Source organism: Massilia rhizosphaerae, from assembly GCF_016093545.1.
GTDB lineage: Bacteria > Pseudomonadota > Gammaproteobacteria > Burkholderiales > Burkholderiaceae_D > Telluria > Telluria rhizosphaerae.
This window is the reverse complement of the sequence record NZ_JADKYX010000017.1, coordinates 68312-84237: the sequence shown is the minus strand read 5'-3', so window position 1 is coordinate 84237 and position 15926 is coordinate 68312. Positions and strand designations below refer to the sequence as shown.

Below are 15926 nucleotides of genomic sequence, written 5' to 3'. Positions count from 1 at the left end.
TTAAAGAAGAAGAGGACTCAATGAATCTGCAAAACCAAGTCGCCCTCGTCACCGGCGCCTCGCGCGGCATCGGCAAGGCCATCGCGCTGGAACTGGCCCGCCAGGGCGCCAAGGTCGTCGGCACCGCCACGACGGCGGCCGGCGCGGAAGCCATCGGCGCCTACCTCGCCGAGTTCGGTGGCAAGGGCGTCGTGCTGAACGTCACGGACGCCGCCCAGTGCGCGGCCGTCATCGACGACGTCAGCAAGAACGTGGGCACCATCGGCATCCTCGTCAACAATGCCGGCATCACCCAAGATCAATTGGCGATGCGCATGAAGGACGAGGAGTGGGACAACGTGATCGCCACCAACCTGACGGCCGTCGGCCGCCTGGCGCGCGCCGTGTTGCGCGGCATGATGAAGGCGAAGCAGGGGCGTATCATCAACATCACGTCCGTCGTCGGCGCGGCCGGCAATCCGGGCCAGATGAATTACGCGGCGGCCAAGGCCGGCGTGGCCGGCATGACCCGCGCGCTGGCGCGCGAGATCGGCAGCCGCAACATCACCGTCAATTGCGTCGCGCCGGGCTTCATCGACACCGACATGACGAAGGCGCTGGGCGAAGGCCAGCACGAGGCGCTGCTGACGCAGATCCCGCTGGGCCGCCTGGGCCAGCCGGAAGACATCGCGCACGCCGTCGCCTTCCTGGCGAGCCCGCAGGCCGGCTACATCACGGGCACCGAATTGCACGTCAACGGCGGCATGTATATGAACTGATCGCCGGACGCGCCGGCCCGTCGAAAAGGTGCGGCCGGCGCGTTTTGTAGAGAATTCTCGGCAGTTGGCAGTAGTTTCAGTTGATTTAGCGTCAAACACTGAAAATAGTTTTTCAACGCGCAAACCCTGATAAAATGCGCGCACTTTCCGCAACACATACCTAATGGAGCCATAACATGTCGGATATCGAACAACGCGTTAAAAAAATCGTCGCTGAGCAACTGGGCGTTGCCGAAGCAGACATCAAAATCGATTCCTCGTTCGTTGACGACCTCGGCGCTGATTCGCTGGACACCGTGGAACTGGTGATGGCCCTGGAAGACGAATTCGAAATGGAAATCCCGGACGAGCAGGCCGAGAAGATCACGACCGTTCGCCAGGCAATCGAGTACGCACAGGCACACGTCAAGGCCTAAGCTTTCAGGATTTCAGGAGAAGCGCTTGAGTTCACGCAACCGCCGTGTCGTCGTTACCGGCCTGGGTTGCATCTCTCCGATCGGCAACAGCATTGCCGACGCGTGGGAGGCAGCACTGGCGGGCAAATCGGGCATTGCCAACATCACCAAGTTCGACGCAACGCCATTTTCGACCCGCTTCGCGGGCGAAGTGAAGAACTTTAACGTCGAGGATTACCTGCCGGGCAAGGAAGGCCGCCATATGGATACGTTCATCCATTTCGGCATGGCCGCGGGCATCCAGGCGATACAAGATTCGGGCCTCGTCGTCACCGAGGACAATGCCGACCGCATCGGCGTGCTCGTGGGCTCGGGCATCGGCGGCCTGCCGATGATCGAAGATACGAAGGCGGAGTACGACAGCCGCGGCCCGCGCCGCATTTCGCCGTTCTTCGTCCCGGCGTCGATCATCAACATGATCTCGGGCGACCTGTCGATCAAGTTCGGCCTGCGCGGCCCGAACCTGGCCATCGTCACCGCCTGCACGACCGGCCTGCACTGCATCGGCCAGGCAGCCCGCCTGATCGAATACGGCGACGCCGACGTGATGATCGCCGGCGGCGCGGAATCGACCATGTCGCCGCTGGGCCTGGGCGGTTTCGCCGCGGCCCGCGCGCTGTCGTCGCGCAATGACGATCCGGCCACGGCCTCGCGTCCGTGGGACCGCGACCGCGACGGTTTCGTGCTGGGCGAGGGCGCGGGCGTGATGGTGCTCGAAGAGTACGAACACGCCAAGGCGCGCGGCGCCAAGATCTATGCGGAAGTCGTCGGCTTCGGCATGAGCGCGGACGCCAACCACATCACGGCACCGCTCGAGGACGGCAGCGGCGCGGCGCGCTGCATGGTCGCCGCGATGCAGTATGCGGGCATCAATCCGGACCAGGTGCACTACGTGAACGCGCACGGCACGTCCACCCCGGTGGGCGACGTGGCGGAAGTGAAGGGCATCAAGCGCACCTTCGGCGACCACGCGAAGAAGCTGGTGGTCAACTCCACCAAGTCGATGACGGGTCACCTGCTGGGTGGCGCGGGCGGCCTGGAGTCGGTGTTTACCGTGCTCGCGATCCACAAGCAGGTATCGCCGCCGACGATCAATATCTTCAACCAGGATCCGGAATGCGACCTGGACTTCTGCGCCAATACGGCGCGGGACATGAAGATCGATTACGCAGTGAAAAACTCCTTCGGCTTCGGCGGCACCAACGGCACGCTGGTCTTCGCGAAGATCTGATCGGCCTCGCCGATCTCCGAACTTTCTGACGCCCATTCCTGTCCAAGGAATGGGCGTTTGTCATTTCCGGTCAAGCGACCACAACCAATCACGAAAGCTTTCCATGTCGATCGCGGTTTCCGCGCTCGTCAGGCCGTCGCGCATCCAGCGTGCCGTGTGGGGCGGATGCGGCCTGGCGCAATGCGCAGCGGCGCTGGCCGTCGGGCTGTTGGCGCCAGGACGTTTCCTTTGGCCGCCCTGGGTGGCGCTCGCGCTGGCCGCCGCGGGCATCGCCGTGCTGGGCGCGGCCGCGGCACGTGCAAAGACGCCCCAAATTGATATTTCTGGAACCGGCGACCTACGCGTGACGGTACAACAAGACGTGGACGGCCGGGATGGCGGCGGCGAGCCGGGCGGTCATGCTGGCGGTCATGCGGCCCTGCTGCCGGGCTCGGTGATCTGGCCGATGCTGATGTTGTTGCGGTACGCCGCGCCGGGCACGGGGCCGCGCACCCTGGCGGTGTGGCGCGACAGCGTCGACGCGGCGACGTGGCGCGCGCTGGCCGTCGCGCTGGCGGTGGTCGGCCGGCGGGGAGATGCGGACGAAGGATGCGAAGACACGACGAACTCATTGCAGCGGACCAACTCTTAAGGAAACGTGGAATACCGTTTCCGCATAACAGGGACGCCGCCGCAGCCAACGGGGCATTGCAGTGACGACCGAACGCGAATGTGATCAACTGCTGGTTGAGCGCGTCCAGGCTGGCGATCGCCGGGCGTTCGACCTGCTGGTAGCGAAATACCAGCGTCGCCTGATGCGGCTCGTGTCGCGCCTCGTGCACGATCCGGCCGAGGCGGAAGACGTCGTGCAGGAAACCTTTATCAAGGCGTTCCGCGCCCTGCGCCATTTCCGCGGCGATTCCGCGTTTTATACGTGGTTGTATCGAATAGGGATTAATACAGCAAAGAATTTTCTTGTTACGCAAGGCAGGCGAGCGCCGACCTCGACGGAAGCCGATGCCGAACGTGCGGAAGGATTTGACGACGCGGATAGCTTGCGAGACATTAATACACCGGAATCGGTGTTGGCCAGCAAGCAGATTGCTTATACCGTGAATGCGGCCATGGAAGCCTTGCCGCTGGAATTGCGAACGGCAATTGTACTGCGCGAAATAGAAGGTTTAAGCTACGAGGAAATCTCCGAAGTGATGGCGTGTCCAATCGGTACGGTGCGGAGCCGGATTTTCCGGGCGCGCGAAGTCATCGCCGAGAAATTGCGGCCCTTGCTCGATATCTCGGCGGACAAACGTCGGTAGGTAGCGATGATGGAGACTAATAATCAGCCACCGGCGTGATGGGACGATGATGGACACGAACAAAAAAAACCGCGAACTCATCTCGGCGTTGAGCGACGGCGAGATCCCCGACGCCGACCAGGAACTGGCGCTTGCCGCCCTGGACACGCCGGACGGCCAGCAGGCATGGGCGCTTTTTCACCGGGTCGGCGACGTCCTGCGCGCGGCGCCGGCGCCCGACCTGTCGCCCGGCTTTGCCGAGCGGCTGGCGGCACGCCTCGCGGCCGAACCGCTGCCGGGCAAGCGCGCAGCCGCCGCCGGCGATGCGGCCGGCCCCGCCACCCAGCTCGACCAGACCGTGGCCGGTCCGGGCTGAGCCGCCGCTCCACGGCGCCGCCCCGGTCGCGCGGCCCGCTTGCACGCGCATCGGCCACGCACGCCGGCACGGGCATGCCGCCCCGTTCGCCACGGGCGTGCCAACGCGACAACAATGCACTTTTGTCTTACCATACCAACATCCAAGCACAGACCTTATCGATCCTATGACAAGCAAAACCGGAAGCGCGCTCCTGTCCGCCCTCGTCTTTGCGGGCGCGAGTCTGATGTCCTCCCCGGCGGCCATTGCCGCCGCCCCCGTTGCCGTCCCGGCCGTCACGGGCCTGCCCGACTTCGCGGACCTCGTCGACAAGGTCGGCCCGGCCGTCGTCAACATCCGCACGACCGAACACATCCGCCTCGACCAGGGCGGGCCGGACGAAGAGATGCAGGAATTCCTGCGCCGCTTCTTCGGCGGCCAGATGGCGCCGCGTGGACGCCGCGGCGGGCCGGTGGAGACGCCGCAGGAAGAGCGCGTGCAGCGCGGGGTCGGTTCCGGCTTCGTCATTTCGGACGACGGCTACGTGCTGACCAATGCCCACGTCGTGGAGGGCGCGGACGAGGTCGTCGTGACGCTCACCGACCGCCGCGAATTCAAGGCCAAGGTGCTCGGTTCGGACGCCCGCAGCGACGTGGCCCTGCTCAAGGTCGACGCGCGCAACCTGCCCAGCGTGCGCATCGGCGATTCCAGCAAGATCCGCGTGGGCGAATGGGTGATCGCCATCGGTTCGCCGTTCAACCTGGAGAACACGGTGACCGCCGGCATCATCTCCGCCAAGGCGCGCGACACGGGCGAGTATTTGCCCCTCATCCAGAGCGACGTGGCCGTCAATCCCGGCAACTCGGGCGGTCCCCTGATCAACATGCGCGGCGAAGTCATCGGCATCAACTCGCAGATCGCCACCTTGTCCGGCGCCTACAACGGCATCTCGTTCGCCGTGCCGATCGACGAGGTCATGCGCGTGGCCGACCAGATCCGCAAGACGGGCAAGGTGACGCGCGGGCGCCTGGGCGTGCAGATCAGCGAAGTGACGACGGACGTCGCGGAATCCCTGGGCCTGGGGCGCGCGCACGGCGCCGAGGTCGCGATGGTCGAGCCGGGCGGACCGGCGGACAAGGCCGGCATCAAGGTCGGCGACATCATCCTGAAATACAACGGCAAGGACATCGACCGCAGCTCCGACCTGCCGCGCCTCGTGGGCGCCAGCGCCGTCGGCAGCCGCGCCACGGTCACCGTGTGGCGCCGCGGCAGCCAGCTCGACCTGCCGGTGACCATCGTCGAGTTGCAGGAAGAAAAATCGGCGACGGCGAAAGCGACGCCCAAGAAACCGGCGCCGGACCAGGCCCCGAACGCGCTGGGCCTGCATGTGTCGGATCTCAGCGCCGCGCAGAAGCGCGAACTCAAGACGGAGGCGGGCGTGCTGGTCGAATTCGCCGAGGGCCGCGCGGCGTCGGCCGGCATCCGCCAGGGCGACGTGATCCTGCAGATGAACAATGTCGAGATCACGAGCGCCGCCCAGTTCAACGGGCTCGTCGCCAAGCTCGACAAGAAGAAATCCGTCGCCCTGCTGGTGAAGCGCGACAATGCGTCCCGCTACCTCGTCATCCGGCCGCGCCCATGAACACGACACCGCGCTTCACCTTGCGCTTCACTCTATATTCGCGGTCGTACTGCCACCTGTGCGAAGACATGCTGGTGGCCTTGCAGGCGTTCATGGCGCGCCAGGGGCAGGCGTACACGGTGAACGTGGTCGACGTGGACGCCGATCCGGCCCTCGTCGCCCGCTTCGACGAACTCGTGCCGGTGCTGGTCGCCGACCCGGCCGGCATCGAGCTCTGCCACTACTTCCTCGACGAGGCGGCGCTGCGGCGCCACCTCGGCCTGCAGGCGGCCGCGGCCTAGTGCGGCCTGGTCATGCTCCAAGGACCGAATGCACGCCGACCTGCGATAATCGGCGTCATCGACTCTTGAAAGACGCATATGGTTGACGGCCCCGACGCTACGCTCGATCCCGAGGACTGGAAGGACATCCGTGCCATCGGGCACCGGATGCTGGACGATATGTTCGACCACCTGGAGGGTATCCGCGCGCGGCCCGTCTGGCAGCAGATGCCGGCGGAGGCGCGCGACAGCCTGCGCGCGCCGCTCCCGCGCGCACCGGGCTCCCTGGAGGAGGCCTACCGCACCTTGCAGGACAGTGTGATCCCCTATACCGTCGGCAATCCGCATCCCGGCTTCATGGGCTGGGTGCACGGCGCCGGCACGCCCGTCGGCATGCTGGCCGAGATGATCGCCGGCGGGTTGAACGCCAACGTCGGCGGACGCAACCAGGCGCCCGTCGAGGTCGAACACCAGGTGTCGACGTGGATGGCATCGCTGTTCGGCTTTCCCGCCAACGCGCGCGGCGTGTTCGTCACCGGCACGTCGATCGCCAACTTCATGGGCGTCGTCGTGGCCCGCACGGCCGCGCTCGGGCGCGACGTGCGCGAGCAGGGCCTCGCCGCCCACGCGGGCCTGCGCGCGTACGCGTCGGTGGAGGCCCATGGCTGCATCGCCAAGGCGATGGACATGGCGGGCTTCGGCACCGACGCATTGCGCAGCGTGCGCGTGGACGCCGCCGGCCGCATGGACCTGATCGAGCTCGCCGCGCAGGTCGCGGCGGACCGCGCCAACGGGCTGCGGCCGTTCCTCGTCGTGGCCAGCGCAGGGACGGTGAACACGGGCGCCATCGATCCGCTCGCCGCGCTCGCGGACTTCGCGCGCGAGCACGCCATGTGGCTGCACGTCGACGGCGCCTACGGGGCGCTGGGCATGCTGGCGCCGGACGTCGCGCCGCTGTTGGGCGGCATCGAACGGGCCGATTCCATCGCCTTCGATTTCCACAAATGGGGGCAGGTGCCGTACGACGCCGGCTACTTCATGGCGCGCGACGGCGACCGCATGCTGGACGCGTTCGCGGCGCCGGCGTCCTACCTGCAGCGCGCGGGCCGTGGCCTCGCGGCGGGGACGGCGTGGCCGTGCGACGTGGGGCCAGACCTGTCGCGGGGCTTTCGCGCGCTCAAGACGTGGTTGACGTTCCAGGTCTATGGCGCCGACGCCATCGGCCGCTCGATCTCCGCCACCTGCGCGCTGGCGCGCCGGCTGGCCGAGCGCATCGCGGCCGAGCCGGAACTGGAACTGGCCGCGCCCGTCACCCTGAACGTCGTTTGTTTCCGTTATGTCTGCGACGACGAACGCCGCATCGAGCACATCAACCGCGAGATCGTGCTGACCCTGTACGACGAGGGCCGCGTCGCGCCGTCCGCGACCACGCTCGGCGGCCACTACGCGATCCGCGCCGCCATCGTCAACCATCGCACCGGCCAGGCCGACATCGACGCGCTCGTCGACGCCGTGCTCGCCGCCGGCCGCCGCCTTTCCTGACCTTTACCACCATGATCACGCCCGAACTCGTCGACGCCGCCGCCACACCGTACGCCCCGCTGATCGGCGCGGCGACCTTGATGCGCTGCGCCTTTTATCGCGACGACCTGCGCCCCATCGGCGAAATGTTGTTGGCCCGCGCCCAGGCCAACCCCGACGACGCGAACGCCTGGCTGGACGCCAGTTTCGTGCTGCAACTGCTGGGCCAGCGCGAGGCCGGCCTGGACGTGCAGCACCACGCACTCGCCACCCGCGCGCTGTACGCGCTGCCGGCGCCCGCGCGCACGCCCACGTTGAACCTGCTCGTGCTGATGGGGCCCGGCGACTTCATGGCCAATACGCCGATCGAATTCCTGCTCCAGACGTCGGATATCGCGGCGCAGGTGCAATACCTGACGCTCGACCTGCCGCTGCCGGAACAGGTGCCCGACCATGACGTGCTGTTCGTGGCGATCGCCCAATCCGACGCCAACGCGCCGCTGCTGCGCGACGTGGCGCAGATGCTCGACGGCTGGCCGCGCCCCGTCGTCAATCGTCCGGAACGGATCGGGCACCTGTCGCGCGACGGCGCCCATGCGAAGCTGGCAGGCGCGACGGGCGTGCTGATGCCGCAAACGGTGCGCGTCGCGCGCGCGACGGCGGAGCAACTGGCCGGCGGCGCGCTCGACCTGCAGGCCTTGCTGCCGGGCGCCGCGTTCCCCCTGATCGTGCGGCCGCTGGATTCGCACGCAGGCACGGACCTGCACAAAGTGGACGATGCGGCGGCGCTGCGCGGCTACCTCGCGGCCCAGGCGTCGCGCGAGTTCTACCTGGCGCCGTTCGTCGATTATTCGGGGCCGGACGGCCAGTTCCGCAAATACCGCATCGTGCTCATCGAGGGGAAACCGTTCATCTGCCACCTGGCGATATCAATGCACTGGATGGTGCATTACCTGAACGCGGGCATGGACGACAGCGCGGCCAAGCGGGCGGAAGAGGCGGCCGGCATGGCCGAATTCGATACCGGCTTCGCGCAACGCCACGCCGCGGCGCTGGCGGACATCGACGCGCGCATCGGCTTGCCCTACCTGGGCATCGATTGCGCGGAAACGCGGGATGGCCGTCTGCTCATCTTCGAAGTGGACAACGCGATGGTCGTGCACGCGATGGACGATCCGGGCAAGTATCCGTACAAGGGACCCGTGATGGACAAGGTGTTCCGCGCGTTCGAGGCGATGCTGCACCGGGCCGCGCGGGCGGCGTGATCAAGCGGCCGCGAGCGCGTGCGCATCGTTGGCGACGGCCAGGGCCGCCGCTTCGCCCAGCAGGCTGCGCATGAACGCCCGCTTCGCATTGCTGCGCGGGCTCGCCCAGAAGCTGTCCAGCGTCGCCTGCGGCGCGCCGTCGTAGTCGACGCGGAGCACGTACGGCCGGCCCATCATCTCGTGATGGACGTAGGTCGCAAAGCACTCGGCGAAATCGTCGTAGGGATTCGTCGCGCCGTACAGGCTGGGGAAATCGCTGCCTTCCAGGCCCGAGTACGCGGTCACGATGGCATCGCTGTCGAGCTTGTTGTTGCCGTAGAAATCGACGACGCCGCGCAGCTCGAAATTCGAACCGTCCCACGGCACGAAACGTCCCTGGCCGTTGATGCCCCAGCTCAGGTCGAGGAAGGGGAACGAGGCCGCCGGCACCGGCTCCCACCAGCGTGGCAGGAAGGTGCCGCCCGCCGTCACGACGTGGCCGAATTCGTGCAGCAGCAAGAATTGCAGCGCGTGCGCGCGGGTGTCCTGGTGGGGTTCCGCGATCGTCGCGGCCAGGGAGAAGCCGGGGCCGCCGAACGGCAGGTTTTCCTTCCACGTGGCCCAGGAATTCGCCGTGTGCGTTTCCAGCAGATCCATGTCGAGCAGCACGATGCAGCCGAGGATGCGGCCGTCGACGGCGTCCGCCACGATGTCCGTCACGCCCGACGAGCCCAGGCCGCGGCCCGTGCAGACGCCCAGCAGCAGCGGGCTCACGAGGTCGCGCACGGCGGCCGGCAGGCCGGCCAGCGCGGCGCGCAGGTCCGCCTGCAGTGCGCCGTCCGGCGTGCACGGGGCCGGCACGGCCGCCAGGCCCGTCGCCATGTTCACCTGGTGCACGAGTTCGCGCACTTCGTCCGGCAGGGGCAGGACGCGTTGCTCGATGGGCAGGCCCAGCTGGGCATGCCATGCTTGCGGATCGGACGTGTAGATCATGGTGTCGAGGTCGGGATGGCGGCGTGCCGCCGATGTCCCATTAACGGCGGCCCCATGCTTAACTTGACGGTTGGAAATGAAATTCGCCGTGCCGTTGACAGCCCGACAAGCCCCGCCGCGGGCCCTTGCGTCCGGTGTTTCGCACCGCATCTATCCTGACTGCGGCCCGGAAACCGGGCTTTCTGGCTCGAAATCCGGTAAAATGGGCAGCTTACGGGTGAATCCGCGGTGCCAGGCCGCCGCGTCCCGCCCGATAAGCGCTCGCCCGGGGAACGTCCCGTCCCCCAGACGCGGCGCTTTTTTCGTATTCCGCCGGCGCCGGTTTCCGTGTCCGCCGGCCTGGCCGCGTGCCGCTCTTTTCGGTTTTGAGTTTGTTAATGAAAAACATACGTAACTTTTCCATCATCGCCCACATCGATCACGGCAAATCGACGCTGGCCGACCGCATCATCCAGTTATGCGGCGGCTTGTCGGAACGTGAAATGGACGAGCAGGTGCTCGACTCGATGGACCTGGAGCGCGAGCGCGGCATCACCATCAAGGCCCAGACCGCGGCGCTGCAATACAAGGCACGCAATGGCGAGATCTATAACCTGAACCTGATCGACACCCCGGGCCACGTCGACTTCAGCTATGAAGTGTCGCGCTCGCTGTCCGCCTGCGAAGGCGCGCTGCTCGTCGTCGACGCGTCGCAGGGCGTGGAAGCGCAGACCGTCGCCAACTGCTACACGGCGCTGGACCTGGGCGTGGAAGTGGTGCCGATCCTGAACAAGATCGACCTGCCGCACGCCGACCCGGACCGCGCCAAGCAGGAAATCGAGGACGTGATCGGCCTCGACGCGACCGACGCCACCACGTGCTCGGCCAAGACGGGCCTGGGCGTGGAAGACGTGCTGGAAACGCTGATCGCGAAAGTGCCGCCGCCGGAAGGCGATCCGGACGGTCCGCTGCAGGCGCTGATCGTCGACTCGTGGTACGACAGCTATGTCGGCGTCGTGATGCTCGTGCGCGTGAAGAACGGCACGTTGCGTCCGAAAGACAAGATCCTCCTGATGGCGACGGGCTCCCAGCAACTGGTCGAGCAGGTCGGCGTGTTCACCCCGCGTTCCGTGCAGCTGAACCAGCTGTCGGCGGGCCAGGTGGGCTTCATCATCGCCGGCATCAAGGAGCTGAAGGCCGCCAAGGTGGGCGATACCGTCACCCTGGCGTCGCGCCCGGCACCCGAGCCGTTGCCCGGCTTCAAGGAAGTGCAGCCGCAGGTGTTCGCCGGCCTGTTCCCGGTGGAAGCGAACCAGTACGACGCGCTGCGCGACTCGCTGGAAAAGCTGAAGCTGAACGACGCCGCGCTGCAGTACGAGCCGGAAGTGTCGCAGGCGCTGGGCTTCGGCTTCCGCTGCGGCTTCCTGGGCCTGCTGCACATGGACGTCGTGCAGGAGCGCCTCGAGCGTGAATTCGACCAGGACCTGATCACCACGGCACCGACCGTCGTGTACGAAGTCATGATGCGCGACGGCACGATGATCAAGGTCGACAACCCGTCCAAGATGCCGGAAGTGTCGAAGATCGACGAGGTGCGCGAGCCGATCGTCACCGTCAACCTGTACATGCCGCAGGAATACGTCGGCGCCGTCATCACGCTGTGCACCGGCAAGCGCGGCGTGCAGATGGACATGAGCTACCACGGCCGCCAGGTGAAACTCGTGTACGAGATCCCGATGGCCGAGATCGTGCTGGACTTCTTCGACCGCCTGAAATCCACTTCGCGCGGCTATGCGTCGATGGACTACGAGTTCAAGGAATACCGCGCGTCGGACGTCGTGAAGGTCGACATGCTGATCAACGGCGACAAGGTCGACGCGCTCGCCATCATCGTGCACCGCGCCAATGCCGCCTACCGCGGCCGCCAGGTCGCGGCGAAGATGCGCGAACTGATCCCGCGCCAGATGTTCGACGTGGCGATCCAGGCCGCGATCGGCGCGACGATCATCTCGCGCGAGAACGTCAAGGCGCTGCGCAAGAACGTGCTGGCCAAGTGCTATGGCGGCGACATTTCGCGCAAGAAGAAACTGCTGGAAAAGCAAAAGGCCGGCAAGAAGCGCATGAAGCAGGTGGGCTCGGTGGAGATTCCGCAAGAGGCATTCCTCGCCATCCTGCAAGTGGAAGAAAAATAAGGGAAGACTGACAAGCGATGAACCTGCAACCGATTCTTGGGAACTTTGCATTAATCCTGTTCGTGGCGATGGTGATCACCGGCGTCATCTGGTGCCTGGACGTGTTCGTCCTCGCCAAGCAGCGCCGCGCCAAGGCGGACGCCGCGCTGGCCGAGTACGACGCGCGCCACGCCAAGCTGACGGCCGACGGCATCAAGCTGGACAACGGCAACCGCGCCGTGCTGGAAGCGTCCATCCTGCGCCAGCCGACGTGGGTGGAGTATTCCGGCAGCTTCTTCCCCGTGATCGCTCTCGTGTTCGTGCTGCGATCCTTCCTGTTCGAGCCGTTCAAGATCCCGTCGTCGTCGATGGTGCCGACCCTGCTCGTGGGCGACCTGATCCTCGTGAACAAGTTCGACTACGGCATCCGCCTGCCGGTGATCAACAAGAAGATCATCGCGGTGGGCAATCCGCAGCGGGGCGACGTCATGGTGTTCAGATACCCGAAGGATCCGAGCCAGGACTACATCAAGCGCGTCATCGGCGTGCCGGGTGATAAAATCACCTACGAGAACAAGCGCCTGACCGTCAACGGCAAGCCTGTCGAGTACGTGCCCCTGGACGATTACCTGGACGACGAGCGCCCGGTGTACCACAAGCAGTTCCTGGAAAAGCTGCCGAACGCCCCGCACCGCATCTTGAACATGGACGGTGCGCGCACGCTCAATCTGAGCGCCGTGGAGGATTTCCCGCATCGCGAAAATTGCACCTATACCTACGATAAATTTACCTGTATCGTACCTGAGGGCAATTATTTCATGATGGGCGATAACCGCGACAACAGCGCAGACAGCCGTTACTGGGGCTTCGTGCCGGACCAGAACATCGTCGGCAAGGCTGTGTTTGTTTGGATGAACTTCGGCAACCTGAAGCGCATCGGCGGTATCCATTAAGGTCGGCGCGGAGGGCGAGATGAAAGGTGAGAAGCGGTATCGGATCGGCGCGGAGAGCGGTGTGTCGCTGTCCGGCCTGATCGTGGTGTTGATCGTGCTGGGTGCGCTGGCGCTGGTGGCCATCAAGGTGACGCCGGCCTTCCTCGAATACAAGGCCGTCAAGAGTTCGATCGCCAGGGCGAAGGCGGACGCCGGCACCGGCACCGTGCGCGAGATCCAGCAGGCGTTCGACAAGAATGCCGGCGTCAACGACATCACGGCGGTGTCCGGGCGCGACCTGGTGATTACCCGCGACGGCGGCGATACCGAAATCAGCTTCGCCTACGAGAAGCGGGTTTCGCTGGCGGGGAACGTCAGCCTGCTGTTCGACTTTTCCGGCACCACCGACCCGAGCGGCATCAATGCCGCCAAGGCCGATACGGCCGACAAGTAACACGCCGGGAGGGCGCGCGATGGGATCGGCGCGCGACGCCGGCCCATTAGATTGGTACGACAATGAATCTTCAGTTATTGCAAACTCGCCTAGGCTATACGTTCCGGGACCCCGGCCTGCTGCAGCAGGCGCTGACCCACCGCAGCCACAGCAGTCTGCATAACGAGCGCCTGGAGTTCCTCGGCGACTCGATCCTGAATTGCGTCGTCGCCTCCATCCTCTACGAACGTTTCAACAACCTGCCCGAAGGCGATTTGTCGCGCCTGCGCGCCAATCTCGTCAAGCAGCAGTCGCTGTTCGAGATTGCCCAGACGCTGGAATTGTCGCAATTCCTGCGGCTGGGCGAGGGCGAGTTGAAATCCGGCGGATTCCGCCGGCCGTCCATCCTGGCCGACACGCTGGAAGCCCTGCTGGGCGCCATCTTCCTCGACAGCGGCTTCGAGGCGGCCCGCAATACGATCCGCGCGTTCTACGTCCCGCTGCTCGACTCCGTTGACCCGCGCACGCTCGGCAAGGATGCCAAGACCCTGCTGCAGGAATTCTTGCAGAGCAAAAAAATCTCGCTGCCCACGTATAACGTCGTCGCCACGCACGGCGCCGCGCACAGCCAGGAATTCGAAATCGAATGCCTCGTGCCGAAGCTGGGCATCCAGGTCTACGGCCGCGGCGGCAGCCGCCGTGCCGGCGAACAGGCCGCGGCGCGGCTTGCGCTGGAAACGGCCGAGCAATTGCTGCAGAAGAGCCCGTCCGCGGCGCGCAAGTCCCGGCCCCGTTCCGCCCAACTGAAGCTGGCGGGCATCGCGACGGACCAGAGCGAGCTGACGGTGCAGGCCGAGGAGCCGCAGTCGCAGCAGAAACAACAACCGCCTCACCAGTCAGGAAACACCCCAGTATGAACATCGAGACCGCCACCGGCAATCACGAACAGGACGGCACGCCGGAAGGCTTCCGCTGCGGCTACATCGCCATCGTCGGCCGTCCGAACGTGGGCAAGTCGACCTTGATGAACGTGCTGATCGGTGCCAAGGTGTCGATCACGTCGCGCAAGGCGCAGACGACGCGCCACCGCATCACCGGCATCCAGACCCGCGACGACGCGCAATTCATCTACGTCGACACGCCGGGCTTCCAGACCCGCCACGCGAACGCGCTGAACAAGACCCTGAACAAGACCGTGTCGAACACGCTGACGGCGTCGGACGCGATCCTGTTCCTCGTCGAGGCCGGCACGTTCGGCGCGGCCGACCAGCAAGTGCTGGACCTGCTGCCGAAGAACGTGCCCGTCATCCTCGTCATCAACAAGTCCGACCGCATGAAGGACAAGGCCGAGCTGATGCCGTTCGCGGCCAGGGTGGCGGCCCTGCGCGATTTCACGGCCGTCGTGCCCGTGTCGGCCAAGCACCGCTTCCAGATCGACGCGCTGGAGTCCGAGATCAAGCGCCACCTGCCGGAAAATCCGCCGATCTTCGGCCCGGACGACATCACGGACCGCAGCGAGAAATTCCTCGCGGCCGAGATCGTGCGCGAAAAAGTGTTCCGCCTGCTGGGCGACGAGCTGCCGTACACGAGCACCGTCCTCATCGAGCAATTCCTGCAGGAAGGCAATCTGCGCCGCGTGTTCGCCGCCATCCTCGTCGAGCGCGACACGCACAAGGCCATGATCATCGGTAACAAGGGCGCGCGCCTGAAAGAGATTTCCACGCAATCCCGCCTCGACATGGAGAAATTGTTCGGCGGTCCGGTGTACCTGGAAATCTGGGTCAAGGTGAAATCCGGCTGGGCCGACAACGAGGCGGGCCTGCGCGCTTACGGCTACGAGTGAAGCCGGGGTAAGATAGCCCGCATGCCCAGCCGCGACGACGAACCCATCGACAACGACCAGGACGCGCACGCGCCGCCCGCCGGCGCCAAGCGCCGCGCGCCCGCGCGCGAAGGCCGCGTCACCGGCCAGCCGGGGTTCGTCCTGCACAGCTATCCGTACAAGGAAACGAGCCTCATCGTCGACCTGTTCACGCGCGACCACGGCCGCATCGGCGTCGTCGCGAAGGGCGCGAAGCGGCCGATGTCCAAATTGCGCGGCGTGCTGCAGACGTTCCAGCCGCTGTCCGTGTCGTTTTCCGGCAAGTCCGAACTGCGCACCCTGATCGACGCCGAATGGGTCGGCGGCATGCTGCCGATCGAGAAGACGGCGCTCTTGTGCGGCTTCTATCTCAATGAATTGCTGGTGAAACTGCTGGCGCGCGACGATCCGCATCCCGCGCTGTTCAACCATTACGTCGCTACCTTGAACGAACTGGCGCACGGCGAACCTGCGCCGATCGCCTTGCGAAAATTCGAACGGGCCTTACTTAAGGAAACCGGCGTCGCCGCCGACCTCACGCGCTGCACGACGACGCGCGCACCCGTGCTGCCTGACGGCCTGTACGTCGTCGACCCGGAACGCGGCGCGCGCGCGGCGGCGGCCGTCGAGACGTGGCCGGTGGTGTCCGGCAAGACGCTGGTCGACATGGAGCGCGAAGACTACGCCGACCCGCAGACGAAGGCGCAGAGCAAGCAGCTGATGCGCTTCCTGCTGGCCTATCACCTGGGAGGCGCGCCGCTGAACACGCGCCAGATTTTGATCGACCTGATGCAGCTGTAAAAAAGAATACGAGACT

General features: G+C 65.7%; 17 protein-coding genes. 16 read left to right on the top strand and 1 reads right to left on the bottom strand.

All coding sequences use genetic code 11. The features are described 5' to 3' along the window. Positions 1 to 20: 20 nt before the first annotated feature. From fabG to ISF28_RS22090, 10 genes are all read left to right on the top strand, one after another. The gene (fabG, locus tag ISF28_RS22135; RefSeq protein WP_198119339.1) at positions 21 to 758 is read left to right on the top strand and encodes a 3-oxoacyl-ACP reductase FabG; all 738 of its coding nucleotides are present in this window, start codon (positions 21 to 23) and stop codon (positions 756 to 758) included. A 176-nt stretch (positions 759 to 934) separates the two neighbouring features. Beyond that, positions 935 to 1174 carry an acyl carrier protein gene (acpP, locus tag ISF28_RS22130; RefSeq protein ID WP_036168404.1) on the top strand — a complete coding sequence of 80 codons (240 nt, stop codon included), beginning with the start codon at positions 935 to 937 and terminating at the stop codon, positions 1172 to 1174. A 25-nt stretch (positions 1175 to 1199) separates the two neighbouring features. Further along, the gene (gene fabF, locus ISF28_RS22125; RefSeq protein ID WP_198119338.1) at positions 1200 to 2444 is read left to right on the top strand and encodes a beta-ketoacyl-ACP synthase II; all 1245 of its coding nucleotides are present in this window, start codon (positions 1200 to 1202) and stop codon (positions 2442 to 2444) included. Between the two features lie 103 nt (positions 2445 to 2547). Continuing rightward, the gene (locus ISF28_RS22120) at positions 2548 to 3075 is read left to right on the top strand and encodes a protein YgfX (RefSeq protein ID WP_198119337.1); all 528 of its coding nucleotides are present in this window, start codon (positions 2548 to 2550) and stop codon (positions 3073 to 3075) included. A gap of 61 nt (positions 3076 to 3136) precedes the next feature. After that, positions 3137 to 3739, top strand: a complete 603-nt coding sequence (rpoE, locus tag ISF28_RS22115) for an RNA polymerase sigma factor RpoE (protein WP_036240215.1) — start codon at positions 3137 to 3139, stop codon at positions 3737 to 3739. A 46-nt stretch (positions 3740 to 3785) separates the two neighbouring features. After that, the gene (locus ISF28_RS22110; RefSeq protein ID WP_229519283.1) at positions 3786 to 4094 is read left to right on the top strand and encodes a sigma-E factor negative regulatory protein; all 309 of its coding nucleotides are present in this window, start codon (positions 3786 to 3788) and stop codon (positions 4092 to 4094) included. Positions 4095 to 4260: 166 nt separating this feature from the next. Further along, the gene (locus ISF28_RS22105) at positions 4261 to 5715 is read left to right on the top strand and encodes a DegQ family serine endoprotease (RefSeq protein WP_198119336.1); all 1455 of its coding nucleotides are present in this window, start codon (positions 4261 to 4263) and stop codon (positions 5713 to 5715) included. Beyond that, the gene (locus ISF28_RS22100) at positions 5712 to 5996 is read left to right on the top strand and encodes a glutaredoxin family protein (RefSeq protein WP_198119335.1); all 285 of its coding nucleotides are present in this window, start codon (positions 5712 to 5714) and stop codon (positions 5994 to 5996) included. The genes ISF28_RS22105 and ISF28_RS22100 overlap by 4 nt, the downstream gene beginning before the upstream one ends. Before the next feature lie 78 nt (positions 5997 to 6074). Continuing rightward, positions 6075 to 7517, top strand: coding sequence for a pyridoxal phosphate-dependent decarboxylase family protein (locus ISF28_RS22095; protein WP_229519282.1), 1443 nt, complete (start codon positions 6075 to 6077; stop codon positions 7515 to 7517). An 11-nt stretch (positions 7518 to 7528) separates the two neighbouring features. Then, on the top strand, positions 7529 to 8761 hold the full coding sequence (locus tag ISF28_RS22090) for an ATP-grasp domain-containing protein (RefSeq protein WP_198119334.1): 1233 nt from the start codon (positions 7529 to 7531) through the stop codon (positions 8759 to 8761). On the opposite strand, the gene ISF28_RS22085 is transcribed toward ISF28_RS22090, so the two are convergent. Then, on the bottom strand, positions 8762 to 9733 hold the full coding sequence (locus ISF28_RS22085) for a hypothetical protein (RefSeq protein ID WP_198119333.1): 972 nt from the start codon (positions 9731 to 9733) through the stop codon (positions 8762 to 8764). A 377-nt stretch (positions 9734 to 10110) separates the two neighbouring features. Here ISF28_RS22085 and lepA point away from each other — a divergent pair, with 377 nt between their 5' ends. The 6 genes from lepA (at position 10111) to recO (ending at position 15910) form a co-directional block, all read left to right on the top strand. Further along, positions 10111 to 11904, top strand: a complete 1794-nt coding sequence (gene lepA, locus ISF28_RS22080) for a translation elongation factor 4 (RefSeq protein WP_198119332.1) — start codon at positions 10111 to 10113, stop codon at positions 11902 to 11904. A 17-nt stretch (positions 11905 to 11921) separates the two neighbouring features. Continuing rightward, complete coding sequence (gene lepB / locus ISF28_RS22075; protein WP_198119331.1) at positions 11922 to 12836, top strand: signal peptidase I; 915 nt, start codon at positions 11922 to 11924, stop codon at positions 12834 to 12836. 19 nt (positions 12837 to 12855) lie between these two features. After that, positions 12856 to 13269, top strand: a complete 414-nt coding sequence (locus ISF28_RS22070; protein ID WP_198119330.1) for a DUF4845 domain-containing protein — start codon at positions 12856 to 12858, stop codon at positions 13267 to 13269. 62 nt (positions 13270 to 13331) lie between these two features. Next, complete coding sequence (gene rnc, locus ISF28_RS22065) at positions 13332 to 14165, top strand: ribonuclease III (protein ID WP_198119329.1); 834 nt, start codon at positions 13332 to 13334, stop codon at positions 14163 to 14165. Then, entirely contained in the window at positions 14162 to 15091 is a 930-nt protein-coding gene (gene era, locus ISF28_RS22060; RefSeq protein ID WP_198119328.1) for a GTPase Era, read from the top strand. The genes rnc and era overlap by 4 nt, the downstream gene beginning before the upstream one ends. 21 nt (positions 15092 to 15112) lie before the next feature. Continuing rightward, positions 15113 to 15910, top strand: a complete 798-nt coding sequence (gene recO / locus ISF28_RS22055; protein ID WP_198119327.1) for a DNA repair protein RecO — start codon at positions 15113 to 15115, stop codon at positions 15908 to 15910. The last annotated feature ends 16 nt before the right edge of the window (positions 15911 to 15926 follow it).